Genomic DNA, 16483 nt, shown 5'->3' on the forward strand with positions numbered 1-16483 from the left:
GGCCGGAGGCTGTACATTCGCCATTCAGCCGCACTGCTGCTACCTTCTTATGAAACCTACTGCTCTGCTCCTCTTTTTGCTGCTCTTTTCCCTAGCCATGCAAGCGCAAAACCCTCCTGGCAAAACAACTCTCTTCGACGCTGGCTGGCGCTTCCACCGCGGCGGAGCGCAGGGCGCGGAAAAAGCCGGGTTCGATGATGCCAAGTGGCAACCCGTTGATCTGCCCCACGACTGGAGCATTGAGGACCTGCCGGGTACTTCCTCGCCTTTCCACCCCGATGCCATCAGCCAAACCAGCGGCGGCTTCACCACGGGCGGCACCGGCTGGTACCGCAAAACCTTTGTGGTGCCCGCCGCCCAAAAAGGCCAGCGCGTGCAGTTGCAGTTCGACGGCATCTACATGAACGCCGAAGTGTGGCTGAACGGACAATCCATGGGCCGGCACCCGTATGGCTACACCAGCTTCTGGTACGATGTAACCGACAAAGTGAAGTTTGGGGAGAGCAACGTGGTGGCCGTGGAAGTGAAAAACGAAGGCGCCAACAGCCGCTGGTACTCGGGTTCGGGCATCTACCGCCACGTCTGGCTCACGGTGCAGGGCCCCGTGCACATCGAGCAATGGGGCACCTACCTGACCACACCGGACATCACCGCTACTTCGGCGCAGGTGAAAGCGGAAACTCGGGTGCTTAACCAAAGTGCGCAACCCGCCCAGCTCACGCTCGTTACCCGCCTCCGCAACCCCAAAGGCAAGGAAGTAGCGCGCACCGAATCCAAGCAAACCATAGCGGCTGGCGCTGCAGCCACCGTAGCGCAAACGCTGGCGGTGAAGTCGCCGGAACGGTGGTCGGTCGACAAGCCCGCGCTGTATACTGCCCTGACGGAAGTGTACCAGGGCCAGCAGTTGCTCGATCAGCAGGAAACACCGTTCGGCATCCGCACCATTTCGTTTGACGCGCAGAACGGTTTCCGGCTGAATGGCCAGGCAATGAAGCTGAAAGGCGGCTGCTTCCACCACGACAACGGCCCCTTAGGCGCTAAAGCCTACGACCGTGCCGAGGAGCGCAAAATCGAGTTGCTGAAAGCTAGCGGTTACAACGCCATCCGCTGCTCCCACAATCCGCCTTCCCCAGCCCTGCTCGCCGCCTGCGACCGACTTGGCATGCTGGTTATCGACGAGGCCTTCGACCAGTGGCGGGAAGCCAAAAACCCCTTCGACTACCACCTCTACTTCGATCGGTGGTGGCAGCAAGACGTGGCCAGCATGGTACTCCGCGACCGTAACCACCCGAGCATCATTCTCTGGAGCCTCGGCAATGAAATACCGGAACGAGGCAAGCCGGAAGGCGCCAAAACCGCTCGCGAGCTGGCCGACTTCATTCGCACCCTCGACACGAGCCGGCCCATCACCGCCGCCGTTAACGGCCTCGCCCCCGACAAGGACCCCTACTTTGCCGAACTCGACGTGGCTGGCTACAACTACGCCGCCGGCGGCGACCATCACCAGAAAGACATCTACGCCCAAGACCACGCCCGCTTGCCCAATCGGGTGATGTACGGCTCGGAAACCTACCCGCTCGAAGCGTTTGACAGCTGGATGAAAACCCTGGACCATCCGTACGTAATCGGCGACTTCGTGTGGACGGCCTTCGACTATATCGGCGAAGCTAGCATTGGCTGGCTTGGCTACTGGCAGTACCAGAACTTCTACCCCTGGAACCTAGCCTTCTGCGGCGACATCGACATTTGCGGCTGGAAACGCCCCCAATCCTACTACCGCGACGCGCTTTGGCAACCAAACCAAGTTTCGCTTTTCGTTAAGCCGCCCACCCCCTCATTTCCCTTGAACCTTACCAAAGAAGAATGGAGCAAGTGGGAATGGCGCGACGTGCTAGCCGACTGGAATTGGCCGGGTCAGGAAAACAAGCCTCTGACCGTAGAAGTGTATTCGTCGTGCGAGCAAGTGGAGCTACAACTAAACGGCAAAAGCCTCGGCACCAAGCCCACCAACCGCTCCACCCAATACACCGCCACCTGGACCGTGCCCTACCAGCCCGGCGAGTTAAAAGCCATTGGCCGCAACGGCAACAAGCAAGTTGGCACCGCCGAACTGCGCACCGCCGCCCAACCCACCCGCCTCGCCCTCACCGCCGACCGTGCAAGCATTAAAGCCAACAGCCAAGACCTGAGCTATATCACCGTGGAACTACTTGACAGCAAGGGCGTCCGCCACCCCAAAGCAGAAAGCGCTCTGAAGTTCGAGTTAAGCGGCCCCGGCACCATCGTTGGGGTCGGCAACGCCAATCCTACCAGCACCGAAAGCTACCAACGCCCCCAACGCAATGCTTGGCAGGGCCGCGCGCTGGTTGTGGTGAAGTCCGGCGAGAAAGCCGGCAAGATGACGCTCCGAGCTACTGCGGAGGGCCTGCCAGCAGCAGAAGTGACAATTGTGGCACGGTAAATACCTTTTTCCAGAGCAAAAAGAGGAGCTTGGCAAAAGTGCCAAGCTCCTCTTTTTGCTCTGGAAGGAATCAGAGAATTTATACTACGTGTCAGCTAGAGAAGGCTAGATAGTTAGTTTTCCTCAGCTGCGGTTACGCATTTAGCAAGGAGGGACTAGGGATGGTTGAATAATCGTTGTTTACCTCGACCGTCATGCTGAGCGCAGCCGAAGCATCTCGCGTGCTGATGTTGCAGTGCTAAATGAGTTTACCACACTAGCGAGATGCTTCGACTTCGCCTCCGGCTGCGCTCAGCATGACAGACGGGGGCGTTCAATTGGGAATTAACTGCCCCTTGCTCCTCCTTGCTAGATGCGCAGCCGCTGAGTGAACTAGCGCTTTAGCTTTTAGCTCTGGATTACGAGAATGTGAGGCTTACTACTGACTATCCAACTGAAAACGCTCGAAGGTGGCAGTGGCGGCGACGGGTCCACGGGCTAGCACGCCGACGCGCACACCCCGGTCCCAAGGCGGCAGGTAAGTGCCATTGATGGCCGCGGCCCCGGCGGCGGGCATAGCCTGCCAGGTTTTGCCGTTGTCGGCGCTGTAGTCGAAGCGGAACTGGTTGCCGTTTTCGGCTTTTAAGCGGAAGGTTAGGGCCGAACCGGTGGGCAATTTGGTTTCACTAATGGTTTTCTGCTTGCCTTTCTCTAGTTGCCAAAGTTGCAACTTTCCGCCGCCGGCCGTGAGGGCCAACGTGTTTTCCGGGTCGCCGTGGGCGGCTATGCCGGCTACAGTGCCAGCGGGCAAGGTGGCGGGGTTTAGGAGCGTAGTAGTAGCGGTGTAATCGGCGGTAGTAGTATGCTGGCCCAGAACCGCGCCGCTGTGTTGTGGGCGGGCAGTGAGTTGCAGCTTACCATCGCGCACGGCTACAGTGGGCCGCTCTTCCACCGGCCACTGCCACGACGGCAACAGCGTGGGCTGATCGAATTCGTCGTTTAGGTCGCGGGCAGCGGCTGCGGGAGCGGGGTTGGTGGGTACGGAGCCACCACGGAACTCAGGCCAACCGTCGGCGGTCCAGGTGAATTCGCTGAGTACACCTTGGCGGCCCACAAACTCGAAGCTGCGGGTATCGTAGGCGTGGTGCAGCATGTACCACCGGTCGCCACGGTTGAACACGGTACCATGACCGGGGCAGGCCCACTTGTCGTTTTTGGTGAGAATCGGGTTCTTCTCGTACTTCTCCCAGGGCCCAAGTAGGCTTTTGGCCCGCGCAATACCGGTGCCATAGGTGCAAGTATGCCCGCAACAGCCGTTGGCAGCGTAAAAAGCGTAGAAATAGTCGTTGCGCTTGATCATGGATACGCCTTCCACAAGGTTACCTTCCCAGGGTGCCGTGTTGCGAAACAGCTCTTTTTTCTCGCCGAGCAGCGCGGTATGCTCTTCGTTGAGGCGTTGCGCCCAGATGGGTGTGGGCAGGTTGCGGCTGTTGCCGTCTTCCTTCCAAATCAGATACAACTCGTCCTTCTCATCGCGCATCGGGAAGCCGTCAATCGAGCCGACCTCCTGCCCGACCAGCGGGCCCAAGTCGCGGTACGGACCGGCAGGGTTATCGGCCACAGCCACGCCTACCGCTAGGTTGCCGCCTTTTTTGTGGGCGGTGTAGTAGATGTAGGTTTTGTCGCCTTCCTGGCTGATTTCGGGTGCCCAGAAATAGTAGTCGGCCCAAGTGGGCAGCTCATTGGGGAATACGTGGCCCGCCAGTTCCCAATCGGTGAGGTTGGTTGACTTCAGCAGCGGAAACACCGGCCCCCAGTTCGAGGAAGTGGCCGTGGCCCAGTAGGTGTGGCCTACTTTGGTGATGGAGGGATCAGGAAAGTCGCCGGCCAAGACCGGATTGACAATGTTTATGGCCGGCACATTGGCTTCTGCCTTGGCTTCGGCGGTGTTGGAAGTGGGCGTACTAACGGCGGTGGTTCTGGTTTCCTGGCAGGCGCTCAGCAGGCACCAGGCAAAGCCAAGCGTTAGATTGATCTTCGTTTTTAATGCCATGAAGAGGCTATGATTTTGTGGGTGACGTAAGTCTACTCTTGTATATTCTGGCAGTTTCCCTCTTTCAAGAAGGGGAATCACCAACTTCTATTTCTAGCTGTACCCTAAGCGGCTACATGCTACTCACCGGCTGGCTCGGGTAGGACGACCCCAAGGGGAACGGGGGTGCCAAAGTTAGGCGTACCGTCGGGGTTCCAGGTGAACTTCTGCATGCGCGGGCTACGGGCATCGCCGCAACCTTTGCCGGGCGCGGCGTTAGCGTGGTACAGTATCCAGTCTTCCTGCCCGTTCTTCGACTTGAAAAAAGTGTTGTGCCCCGGCCCGTACACATTATCGGTGGTGCTCTTGGTGAAGACTGGCGTGCTCGATTTGGTCCAGGCCGTGGGGTTCATGGGGTCGGCGGTGCTGGAGGCGGAAAGCAAGCCGAGGGCGTAATCGTCGGTGCTGCAGTGGCTGGCCGAGTACACAATAAACGTTTTGTCGTTGTGCTTGAGCACTTCGGGTCCTTCGTTCACCTTCGGGTCGCCGAGGGTTTCCCAATTGAATTCGGGGCGGCTGAGCTGCGCGCGGGGCCCGGTTAGGGTCCAGGGGCTGCTCATCTGGCAGATATAGAGGCGCTGCTCCACCGAACCGGCCTCCTGCCCCGACCACACCATATACCGTTTGCCGTTCTGCTCTAGGATGGTAGCATCAATGGCCCACAAATCCTGACCCGGCACCGCAATCTGGCCCTTCTCCACCCAAGTACCGGTGGTGGGGTCGGCAGCCGAATTTTCCAGCACCCACAGGCGCTGGCCGCCGCAGCAGTTGCCCGGCCCGGCCGTGAAATACACGTACCACTTACCGTCGAGGAAATGAATTTCCGGCGCCCAAATATCCCGCGAAGCCGCGCCCGTCGCCTGCGGCGTCCAGATGACTTTGCTCGGCGCCGAACCTAGTTCCGACATCTTTGCCGTTTTCCACAGCGTCAGATTCCGGCCGGTGGTGTGCATGTAGTAGTAGAAACCGTCTTTTTCAATCACCCACGGGTCGGGGCCGGAAGGAAGCACTGGGTTGCGGTACGTGGTTGTTTCCGTAACGGGGCCGGTTGGCGTCGTGGCGGAGGGGGTGGATTCTTTGGTGCAAGACAGCAGTGCAACAAGCAGCGCCGCGGGCAGGAATCGGTGAAGCGAGATGGGAAGCATGGCAGAAGGAAGAGGCGAGCAGGCAATTTCAACAAAGTAAGCTTAACAACGAGCCGAACCGGTTACGACCGAAACAAACAGCCGCCCCGACCAGGGCCGGAGCGGCTGCTACCAACGGTCAGCTGCAAGCAGCTTACCAATTATCGTTTTGCGTGAGCTTGTTCAAATCCACTTCCGACTGTGGCAGCGGCAGCAAGCGCGAGCGGCCCACCCGGAAATTATTGAAGTCGGGGTCGCGGGCTTTCAGTTGGTCCACAGTCGCTTGGTTGTCGAGCAAGCCCCAGCGCTGCAAGTCAAACCAGCGTACTCCCTCACCCGTCAGTTCGGTCACGCGCTCATGCATGATCTGCATCCGCAGGCTTTCGCGGGTGAAGCTGGCCGTCAGAGGGGCTAAGCCGGCACGCTGGCGCACCCGGTTGATGAGCGGAATGGCTGCAGCCGTCTGGCCTTGTTCGTTGAGGGCTTCGGCTTGCTGCAACAGCACATCGGCAAAGCGCAGCACACGCTGGTTGATAGGCGAATCAAAGTCCTCGAACGTGCGGTAGTAGTCGGTTTGATACTTGCGCCAGTACACGCGGGCCCGGTTGCGGGCATCTTTGCCGTAGCGGGTCAGAAAGCCGGTGCCGTAGACCAAGGTGTCGGCATCGGCGGGTAGGGCGCTCGGGAACTGAGTTTGGTCGAGGCGGTTGTAGAACACGGTAGCGGCCAGGCGCGGGTCGCGCTGACCGTTGGCCGCGGGCTCCTGCAAAAACTCGCGCACCACCCAAGGCCGTACTTCGCCATCGTTGAAGCCGTAGCCCGGCACGCCCCAAAACTGAGAGCGTTGCCCACCCTGCGAAGAAGTGGCATCGGGGCCGCCACCAGCGTCGTTACCGCCCTTTCTCTCGTCTGAAAACTGTACCTCGAAAATGGATTCCGGGTTGTTCTCGGTGGTATGGCGGAAGTTGCTGGTGTACGGGACATCCTCTACTTTATAAAGCCCCGAATTTATCACCTGCGCAAACTGTGCCTGCGCGTCGGCCCAGCGCTTGTTTTGCATGTAGGCTTTGCCAAGCAGCGTAGTGGCCGCGCCTTTGGTGGCCCGCCCAGCATCGGTTGCCGGATACGTAGCGGGCAGGTCGGTTTGGGCGGCTTGCAGGTCGCTGATGATTTGGTCCCACACTTGCGCTTCGGTGCCCTGCGGAAACGACTGATTCAGTCCGGTGGAATATTGCAGCGCCAGCGGCACTTTGCCGTAGAGTGACACCAGGTTGAAGTACGACAATGCCCGCAGGAACTTGGCCTCCGCAACAATCCGCTTCTGCAGCCCCGCATCCATACCTTGAATGGTAGGCACCCGGTCGATTACCTGGTTGCAACGGAAAATAGTGCGGTAGTGGTCGCGCCAGATGTTGTTCGACACCTCGAAGTCGTAGTTCACCTGAATGAAGTGGGTGAAATCGGCTAGTTCGCCCCAGGGGCTTTGGCTGAAGCCGGTATCATCGCGTAAATCGAAGGCAAAATTGAGCCAGCGGCGGTACATGCCCAAGCCTTGCAGGCCCGCGTAGCAAGCTACAGAGCCTTTCACGGCATCATCGGAAGTGTTCCACGACAGTTCGGTGAGGGGCAAATTAGGGTTGGACTGATCGAGCAGGTCTTTCTCGCAGGCCGTAGCGCTCAGCAGCAAAGCACCCGCCATGCTTAGCCGCGTCAGAAAAGTATTTTTCATGTCAATGACTGATTAAAAAGTATGAGTGTAGCGCTTGGATTGCAGCGCCTACCTTTTAGTTGGCTTAGAAGCCCGCCTGAATGCCCAGCGTAAACGAGCGCAGGTTGGGGTAAGAGCCCTCATCTACACCGCGGGCCAAGTTGTTGCCGATGGTGTTGAAAGCGCCGCTGCCCACAGTTTCGGGGTCGTAGCCCGTGTAATCGGTTATCGTGAACAAGTTTTGAGCGGTAGCTACAAGGCGCAGCGAGGCCAGGTATTTGGTGCGCTCCAGTGCTGCCTTGGGCACCGAGAAGCTCAGTTGCAGGTTTTTCAGGCGCAGGTACGAACCGTCTTCCAGCCAGCGCGTAGAGTTGAAGCGGGCGTTGCTACCGGCGGCATCACCGTTCTGCGGCCCTCCCGACTTGATGGCCCGCGGCGTGGTGGTGGAGGGGTTGGTAGGCGTCCAGGGACTGAAGTCTGCGCGGTAGTTGCTGTTGTCGGCGGTGTTGTCGGTCAGGAAGCGCGACAGGTTCATTACGTCGTTGCCCTGCACGCCCTGAAAGAAGGCCGTCAGGTCGAAGGCGCCGTAGCCCACATTCAGGTTCAGGCCGTACTGCAATTTGGGGAACACCCGGCCCACGTGGGCTCGGTCCTTGTCGGTGATGGCGCCGTCGCCGTCGAGGTCCTTGTAGCGCACGTCGCCTGGGGCCCGGCCAGCCGGGATGTTGGTTTCGCCGGTCTGATAAATACCGTCGAACTGGTAGAGGTAGAACGAACCGATTTCGTAGCCCACTTCGGTGCGGGTGATGTCACGAGGGCCGCCATTGAAGAAGTTGGGCGCGCCACTTCCTTCCGCACCGGTGGTGCCCAGGTCGAGCACTGTATTTTTCAGCGTGGTCAGGTTAGCCGTGGCGCCGTAGCGGAAGGGTTGGCGGTTGTCGCTGTAGCCCAGCACAGCTTCCAAACCCTTGTTTTCGAGCTTGCCCAGATTGCGGTAGGGGTTGTCGCCGGCATTGCCCAGCAGCAGTGGCACGGGCGGGTTAATCAGCGCATTATTGGTTTGCGACACATAGTAGTCGGCCGATAATGTAAGTCGATTTTCCAGGAACCCAATGTCGAAGCCCACGTTGGTGGTGCGGCGGTCTTCCCACCGGATACCTGTACTGGCGTAGTTGGTTTGGATGGCTCCGTTTTGAATAACACCGCCCAACACGTAGTTGGCGTTGTTATTCAGAAAGCCCTGCGAAACATAAGATCCTCCGTAGGCGCCACTAAGCAAATCGTTGCCAAGGCGGCCGTAGGAAGCCCGGAGTTTGAGGTCGGAAATAGCCGTAACGCCCTCAAAGAAGCTTTCATTCGACACCCGCCAACCCACGGAAGCCGCGCCGAAGTTGCCCCAGCGCCTACCTTCCTCGAAGCGCGACGAGCCGTCGCGGCGGAAGGCGGCCGTTACTAGATAGCGCTGTTTGTAGTCGTAGGTAGCTTGCGCGAAAAACGACTGCTTGCCCCACACGTACGACGAACCAATGGCCTGTGGCGTGGTGGTACCGGCACTTAGCTCCCAGAAATAGTTTGGCCCGGTGCCGTAGCCGAAGTTCACGCCCCGCGTAAAATCCTGCTGAAAGCGCTGCTGGCTATAGCCGCCTACCACCGTCAGGTTGTGGTCGCCGAAGCTCTTATCAAAGGTCAGCGTGTGTTCGGCCATGCCGAAGAACTCGTTGCCTTGGTTTTCGCCGAAGTTCGACAGCTGGGTGATGTCGTTTTGCCGCCAGATGCCGTACTTCCGCTTCTGCTGGTCGTGGAAAGCGTGAAATTCCGTGGCCAGGTTGAGGCGGTAGCGCAGGAAACTGAAAATATCCACTTCGCCGTACACGTTGCCCTGTAAGCGGTTGGAGGTGCCCGTATCGTTTAGCAGGTTTTGGGAGGCAATGGGGTTGAGTCCGAACGTGCTAGCGTTGCCATTGCCGATGCCGAAGCCGCCGGCTACCGTGGGGTCGTACACGGGGTTGACGGGCAGCATCTGCACCACGTTGTAGAAAGGCGAGCCGTAATTCGGAATTACGTTGAGGCGCGTTTGGTTGGTGCGCGAGAGCATGGCGTTTTCGCCAAACCGGAACCGCCCGCGGGTGAAACCCGTGTTCACCCGGAAGCTGTAGCGCTCAAACTTCGGCCCCTGCACCGTACCCTTCTGGTTGAAGTAGCCCCCCGATACGTTGAAGTTCGAGTTCGGCCCCCCGCCCGAAAAGCCCAGGTTGTAATCCTGAATCGCGCCCTGCTTGAAAAACTCCTCTTGCCAGTCGGTGTCGATGCCGGGCAGGGTGGCGGCGTAGGGCTGGCGCGTCAGGCCGGCATTTTCATACGCTTGGTTGTTGATGGTTGCCCACTCGGCAGCGTTCATCAAGTCGAGGCGCTTAACCAGGTTTTGCACCCCGGCCGTGGCATTGAAGTTGACGGCCGTAGTTCCGGATTTGCCTTTTTTGGTGGTGATGATAATCACGCCGTTGGCGCCCGAGGCTCCGTAGGGTGCCAACGCGGCGGCATCTTTCAGCACCTGCACCGACTCTACATCGGCGGGGTTGAAGTCGCGCTGGCCGCCTTGGTTTTGTACCCACAGCCCGTCTATCACATAGAGCGGACCGCTGCCGCTGGCAATAGTGCCTAAGCCCCGGATGTTGATGTTAGGCGCCTGCCCTGGCTGCCCGGAATTGGTTACCGTCACGCCCGGCATACGGCCCTGAATGGCCTCACCTACCGAGGCAACTGGGGCCCGACGCACGTCCTGGGCGCTTACAGTGGCTACAGAGCCGGTTACATTTTGGCGCTCCTGAGTGAGGTAGCCCACTACCACTACCTCGTTGAGGGCTTTGGCGTCGGGGGCCAACGGCGTGTCGATGGTGGTACGGCCACTCACTGGCACTTCCTTGGCCGTATAGCCTACGTACGAAAACACCAGCGTGGCATTGTCGGCTACGCCGGAGAGGGTATAGCGGCCTTCTACGTCGGTTTGGGTGCCGTTGGAGGTGCCTTTAACCAGCACGTTTACGCCGGGTATGCCCTCCCCTTTCTCGTCGGTTACCCGGCCCGTTACGGTTATATCGGGGTTGGGAGCAGTGTTAGAGCGAAGAACTGGCAGTTCGGCGCCAAGGGCTACAGGTGTTCCGGCTACCATAGGCAGACAAAGCAGCAAGGCCGGAAAAGCATAGCGTCCAGGTTTAGGTACAGGGTACTTCATGGGAATTTGGGTATTGGGTTTAGGAAAGAAATCAGCATTTAACCACAAACGTTTGCGAATCACACGCTTAGAAGGCTATTGTTTATGACGAGGCTGGAAAAAGACAATTCGTGTTTATCTACTTAGCTCCGCACACTACTTAACGCCTCTACTGATGAGCTTGCTTGCGATTACCGGCCGATACGGGCCCAAGGTAGTGGTATTCTAATTAAAACTTGTGTTCAGGCAACGTATTGCCCTTATTAATCATTGATCAACAATACTCCTTCCCCGGAGAAATTTGAGTTGGCATTCTCCTTCCAAGATTTCCAACTACTAAATTTTTTGCGCCATCCTTAAACAGTATTTATTAAATATCTCCTATTAATGAAAATTTATTCGGATGCAAACCTTTGCATTTAAACATTTATTATTTCTCCATGTTATAGGCAGCTTTTATAATTGCTATTGGTCTTGTCATATTAGTGCGCACCTTTGCCTGTGGTATCACTCCTGTAGCTACTATGCCCTCTGCTGTATCTCCCTCCCGCCGGTCGTTTCTACGAACCACGGCCTTAGGCTTAGCCTCCTTGCCCCTGGTTTTAGAAGCCTGCACCACCGAATCTACCAAACAAGGCACCTACACCAACCCGGTGTACCCGCACTCCTTCCCCGATCCTTTTGTGCTGCAACACGAGGGCATGTACTACGCCTTCGGCACCACCGGCCAAGGCCGCACCAGCCCCGACAACCGGATTTTCACGGTCCTCAGCTCGCCTAACCTAGTGGACTGGAAACCAGCCGGCGGGGCCTTGGTGCCACCGCCTGGCGCCGAAGGTGCCGACTTTTGGGCCCCGGAAGTCGTTTTTCATGAGGGTACGTTCTACATGTATTACTCCATGGGCGGCGGGGCCATTGCCGCCACCGTAGGCCACCGCCTGCACGTGGCTACCAGCAAAAGCCCGGCGGGCCCTTATGAAATGGCCGCGTTGCTCGATGTGCCCGAAAGCAAGTTCACCATCGACGCCCATCCCTTCCGTGACACCGACGGCCAGTGGTACCTGTTCTACGCCCGCGACTTCATCGACACCGACAACGGCTACCTCCCCGGCACTGGCCTTGCCGTAGACAAGCTCGTTGGTATGACGCGCTTGGCCGGCGAGAGCCGCACCGTTATGCGGGCCCGCCACCCCTGGACGGTGTTCGAGAAGAACCGCACCATGCCGCTTTATGATAACCGCACCTTTGCGGAGTGGCATACCCTGGAAGGGCCCTTTCTGCGCCGCCACGAAGGCAAATATTACTGTTTCTATAGCGGCGCCAATTTCCTCACCGACCGGTACGGCGTCGATTACTGCGTGGCCGATTCTATCCTCGGCCCTTACTCCGATGCTGGCGCCGAAAACGGTGCCCGGGTGCTGCACCAAGTGCCTGGCAAAGTGCGCGGCCCCGGCCACCACTCCCACACCATGGGCCCCGACGGCAAAACCGAGTTCTTGGTTTACCACGCCTGGGACAAGGGCATGAAAGAGCGGCAACTCTGCATCGACCGGCTGGATTGGACGGCGCAAGGCCCCCGCGCCGTGGGCCCCACCTACACGCCGCAACCGCGCCCGTAGCGGGACTCGGTAAGCACGGTCCTCCCCGTATTTAGTGTCGAAGCAGTTTTTGTCTTAGAAACTACTGTCTGCTTCTAGCTTAGAAACTCAATGGCTCCCATCAAGCCGGCATAGTAGCCAGCTCGATGGGAGCCATTAAGGTCTTAGGCCCGGAGGTTGCAGCAACTGGCGTAATCTAGCTCACGGGCAAGGTTACCGCCGTAAGTAGCTACATGATGCTGATAGCATAGCCGCCACCGGGGGCACAGAGTTGCGAGAGTTTGGTCTTGTTGGTGACGGATACTTTGCGGATCTGGTAGGCCTGCGGGTTCTTTTCGTAGTGGGCGTTTTTCGCGTCGGCGTAGATGGTGGCCGTGTATTTCTTGCCCGCGGGCAGGAAGCTCAGGTTGATTTTAGAAGTGCGGCCCTGCTCGTCGCAGGTGCTGCCCACAAACCACTTGTCTTGGCCTTTGGCTTTGCGGGCGTAGGTGATGTAGTCGCCGGGCTCGGCTTCCAGCACCTTGGTGTCGTCCCAATCCACGGCCACGTCCTTGATGAACTGAAAGGCGTCGAGGAATTTGTTGTAGGTCTCGGGCAGGTCGGCGGCCATTTGCAGGGGGCTGTACATGGTCACGTACAAGGCCAGTTGCCGGGCCAGGGTGCTGTGCACAAACGACGTATTCTGCGGATTATAGGCGCTAACCTTGGTTTGGAAAATGCCCGGCGTGTAGTCCATCGGGCCGCCGATGAGGCGCGTGAAGGGCAGAATGGTGGTGTGGTCGGCGTTGTTGCCACCAAACGATTCGTACTCGGTGCCGCGGGCGGCTTCGTTGCCAATCAGGTTGGGGTAGGTGCGCGCCAGGCCGGTTGGGCGCACGGCTTCGTGCGCATTCACCATGATTTTGTAGTCGGCGGCTTTAGTGATGGTGTAGAGGTAGTGGTTGTTGAGCCACTGCCCGTAGTGGTGCTCGCCGCGCGGAATAATGTCGCCCACGTAGCCGCTTTTCACGGCATTGTAGCCATTATCAACCATGAACTTGTAGGCCTGATCGAGGTGCCGCTCGTAGTTGCGCACCGAACCCGACGTTTCGTGGTGCATGATGATCTTCACGTTTTTGCTGGCAGCGTAGCGGTGCAGTTCCTGCACGTCGAAATCCGGGTAGGGCGTCACGAAATCGAAAACGTAGTCTTTGCTTTTGCCGAACCAGTCTTCCCAACCCGTGTTCCAGCCTTCCACCAGCACAGCATCGAACCCGTGTTTGGCGGCAAAGTCGATATACTCCTTCACGTGCGCCGTATTGGCGCCGTGCGTGCCGTTGGGCTTCACCTTAGCGTAGTCGATAGAGTCAAGCTTGATGTTTTCCTGGTTGGTGTACGACCAGGTGCTCTTGCCCGTAATCATCTCCCACCACACGCCCACGTACTTAACGGGCTTGATCCAAGACGTGTCTTTGTACTTAGTGGGCTCGTTGAGGTTGAGCACCAGCTTGGATTCGAGAATGTCGCCGGCCCGGTCGCTGACGATAACCGTGCGCCAGGGCGATAAGGCGGGCGTTTGCAGGTAGCCTTTGTCGCCGCGGGCGTCGGGCGTCAGGTGCGAGGCCAGCACGAAGTTCTTGTCGTCGAGCTCCAACGACATGGTGGAGTAGTCGATCAGGGCCGCCTCGTGGATGTTAATGTAGAGGCCGTCTTTGCTTTTCAGCATCAGCGGCGTCTGGAGGCCGGTTTCCGAGAACGTGGTCTGCGAGGCATTCGGCGTGACGGCCGCTTTCATCTTGCCGCGGACCTCCGACAAATTGGAGGTGACGGTGCTGTACTCCTGCGTGTCGTAGTCGCCGGGCAGCCAGAAGGCTTTGTGGTCTCCAGCCAGGGCAAACTGCGTTTTCTCTTCCTTGATGACGAAGTAATCGAGCTTAGGCTGGCGGGGAAATTCGTAGCGGAAACCCAAACCGTCATCGAACACCCGGAAGCGCACCAGCATGGTGCGGCTGCTGGCGGCCTGCGTCAGAGTCACGGCCAGCTCGTTGTAGTGGTTGCGAATGGTTTTGACCTCGCCCCACACCGGCTGCCAGGTTTCGTTGAAGGTGGCAGTTTTGGTGCCAGCTACGGCAAAGCCGTTGGTGAGAGAAGGCGAGGTTTTCAGTTCCAAGCCTAGCGTGCTGGTCTTCAGCACCGGGCGGCCTTTGTAGGTAAGCTGGTAGGTGGGCACGCCGTCGGCCTGCAAGGCGAACGTCAGCGTCAGCTGGCCGTTAGGCGACTTAACGCTTTGGGCTTGGCTGGTTTGCCAGAGCAAACACAAGCTCAGAAACAGCAGCGTACGGCTGGCCTGGCTAAATGAAAAAGCAAGCAGAGAAAAGGAAGAGTGCTTCATGTGGGAAAAGAAATGAAGTAATAGAGTGACGACAGGCAAACGGCGCGCAACGTACTAGGCGTCTGGTAGCTGAGGATGAAATAGCGGCTCTTGGCGTTGCTGCACCAGTACAGAAACTTACCGCTTCTTTCACACAAAGAACAGCAGTTGCGCCTATCTGCTTTCCACCACAACTCTTGCGTTACCTAAAGACTGAAACAGGAGGGCCACGCCGGCCAAAAAGCGCCTTTCAGCACATTCTCAAGCACAGTAGCCGCCGGACACTACGTGTTCTGTAGCGTCCAGCGGCTATGCTGTTCGGGCTGGCTTTAGTAGCCAGTGTTCTGCTTCAGATTGGGGTTGGCAACCAAGTCGGTATTGGGCAGAGGGAACACCGTGCGGAATGGTTCGATGTCTTTGCCGGCGGCTACGCCCCCTTTGAAGGGCCAGTTGTAGCCAGTTGCGAACTTGCCGAAGCGGATAAGGTCGGTGCGGCGGTGGCCTTCCCAATACAGCTCGCGGCCCCGCTCATCCAAAATATCTTGCAAGCTTACGGCGACCAGGGGCGTTGCATTCGCGCGGGCGCGCACTGCATTTACCTGCGAGAGGGCCGTGCCGGCGGTGCCGCCCGTACCACCGCGCAGTACGGCTTCAGCGTACATCAGCTGCACATCGGCCAAACGGAACAGCGGGTAATCGGTATCCACGAAGTCGCCGTTGCCAGCGGGTGGGAAGCCGGAACCGGGCAGCCCGGTCGAGGTGACGTTGCGCCACTTGGTGGAGGCGTACCCATCGTTGAACGACGAGATGCTGTTGATTTGCTTGGTTTGGCCAGCCGTGTAGAACAAAGCCCGCGCGTCGGTGCTGGTGCCGCCAGCGGGGAACAGGTCCACGAGGTTGCTTTTGGCCCGGATGCCGAACCAGCCGCCGTTCACGCCAGCCTCCGTGGCCGACATGCTCCCGCCCACCGAAGCGTGCACCAGGAACGTGGTGTTGCCGAAGCTCTGCGTGCGCAATCCGTCGTTGACGACGGGCAAAATGATTTCATTGCGCGCAGCCGACGTGTTGTTGTCGGCCAAGAACAGGAACCGGTAGGTAGACGACAATTGGTAGCCCGACGAGGGCGCCAGCACTTTGTTGGCGTACGTTACGGCTTCGGTGTTGCGGGCGGTGCCGGTGTACACTTGGGCGTTCAGATACAGCTTGGTGAGCAGCGTCCAGCAGCATGCCTGGTCGGCGCGGGCATAACCGGGCTGGCGCGGGGCACCAAGTGAGCCTTCAATGGCTTTCAGCTCGGATTCAATGAAAGCAAACAAGTCGGCGCGGGATATTTGCGTGGGCAGCGCCCCGCTACCCACTTGGAACGTTTCGTCGGCGAAGGGCACGCTGCCAAACAGGTCGAGGGCGTGGTAGTAGCTCAGGGCCCGCAGAAACCGCACCTCGGCCCGATACTGGCGCACTTGGTCGGCGCTGGCCCCGGTGATGCCGCGGCTGGCTAGCTGCTCGTCGGTGGTGTTGCGCAGGAAATCGTTGCAGCCCGACACCTGGAAGAAAATCTTCTCATACATGCCCCGGATAAACTGGTTGTCGGCATTCCAGGTGTTGGTATTGAGTTCGGGCAAGCCCGCGTCGCCCCAGGCAATGATGGCTTCGTCGCTGGTTAGCTCCTGCATTTTCCAGTAAGCACGCAGGTAGTTGGCGTAATCGGCCGGAATAAACGACAGGTCACTGCGGTCGATGCCGCCATTTTGCCCGCTCACCGAGAGCGTGCCGTAGAGGCGGGCCAGCACCTGCTGAATCTGCTCGGGGTCGCGGTATACTACCTCGGGGCTAGCCAGGTAGCTCGGCGACTGATCGAGGTCTTTGGAGCAGGAAAACGCAACCGGGGCCAGCACGGCGGCCAAAGCCAGCACGCGCAGACGACTATTTATATACGTAGGTAACATGGAGATACGAAAAG

The 16483-nt window shown here is 58.6% G+C and carries 8 protein-coding genes; 2 read left to right on the plus strand and 6 right to left on the minus strand.

The window, feature by feature from the left end; genetic code table 11:
• Positions 1–49: 49 nt before the first annotated feature.
• On the plus strand, positions 50–2461 hold the full coding sequence (locus P1X16_RS10035) for a glycoside hydrolase family 2 TIM barrel-domain containing protein (RefSeq protein ID WP_277228247.1): 2412 nt from the start codon (positions 50–52) through the stop codon (positions 2459–2461).
• A 418-nt stretch (positions 2462–2879) separates the two neighbouring features.
• Here the strand turns inward: P1X16_RS10035 and P1X16_RS10040 are convergent, their stop codons facing one another.
• The 4 genes from P1X16_RS10040 to P1X16_RS10055 all read right to left on the minus strand — a co-directional run bounded on the left by P1X16_RS10040 (position 2880) and on the right by P1X16_RS10055 (position 10596).
• Positions 2880–4493 (minus strand): family 43 glycosylhydrolase, encoded by a 1614-nt coding sequence (locus tag P1X16_RS10040; protein WP_277228248.1) that lies wholly within the window; start codon positions 4491–4493, stop codon positions 2880–2882.
• Positions 4494–4612: 119 nt separating this feature from the next.
• A complete protein-coding gene (locus P1X16_RS10045; protein ID WP_277228251.1) occupies positions 4613–5677 on the minus strand; it encodes a glycoside hydrolase family 43 protein in 1065 nt (354 codons plus the stop codon).
• A gap of 133 nt (positions 5678–5810) precedes the next feature.
• Positions 5811–7385, minus strand: a complete 1575-nt coding sequence (locus tag P1X16_RS10050) for a RagB/SusD family nutrient uptake outer membrane protein (RefSeq protein ID WP_277228254.1) — start codon at positions 7383–7385, stop codon at positions 5811–5813.
• A gap of 64 nt (positions 7386–7449) precedes the next feature.
• Positions 7450–10596 (minus strand): TonB-dependent receptor, encoded by a 3147-nt coding sequence (locus P1X16_RS10055; protein ID WP_277228257.1) that lies wholly within the window; start codon positions 10594–10596, stop codon positions 7450–7452.
• Between the two features lie 503 nt (positions 10597–11099).
• Between P1X16_RS10055 and P1X16_RS10060 the strand changes: the two genes are divergently transcribed.
• Entirely contained in the window at positions 11100–12194 is a 1095-nt protein-coding gene (locus P1X16_RS10060; protein WP_277228260.1) for a glycoside hydrolase family 43 protein, read from the plus strand.
• 208 nt (positions 12195–12402) lie between these two features.
• Here the strand turns inward: P1X16_RS10060 and P1X16_RS10065 are convergent, their stop codons facing one another.
• Both P1X16_RS10065 and P1X16_RS10070 read right to left on the minus strand, forming a co-directional pair.
• Complete coding sequence (locus tag P1X16_RS10065; RefSeq protein ID WP_277228263.1) at positions 12403–14544, minus strand: glycoside hydrolase family 97 protein; 2142 nt, start codon at positions 14542–14544, stop codon at positions 12403–12405.
• Positions 14545–14852: 308 nt separating this feature from the next.
• Entirely contained in the window at positions 14853–16469 is a 1617-nt protein-coding gene (locus P1X16_RS10070) for a RagB/SusD family nutrient uptake outer membrane protein (RefSeq protein ID WP_277228266.1), read from the minus strand.
• Between the last annotated feature and the right edge of the window lie 14 nt (positions 16470–16483).

Origin of the sequence: Hymenobacter sp. YC55 (assembly GCF_029433095.1) — a bacterium.
Taxonomy (GTDB): domain Bacteria; phylum Bacteroidota; class Bacteroidia; order Cytophagales; family Hymenobacteraceae; genus Hymenobacter.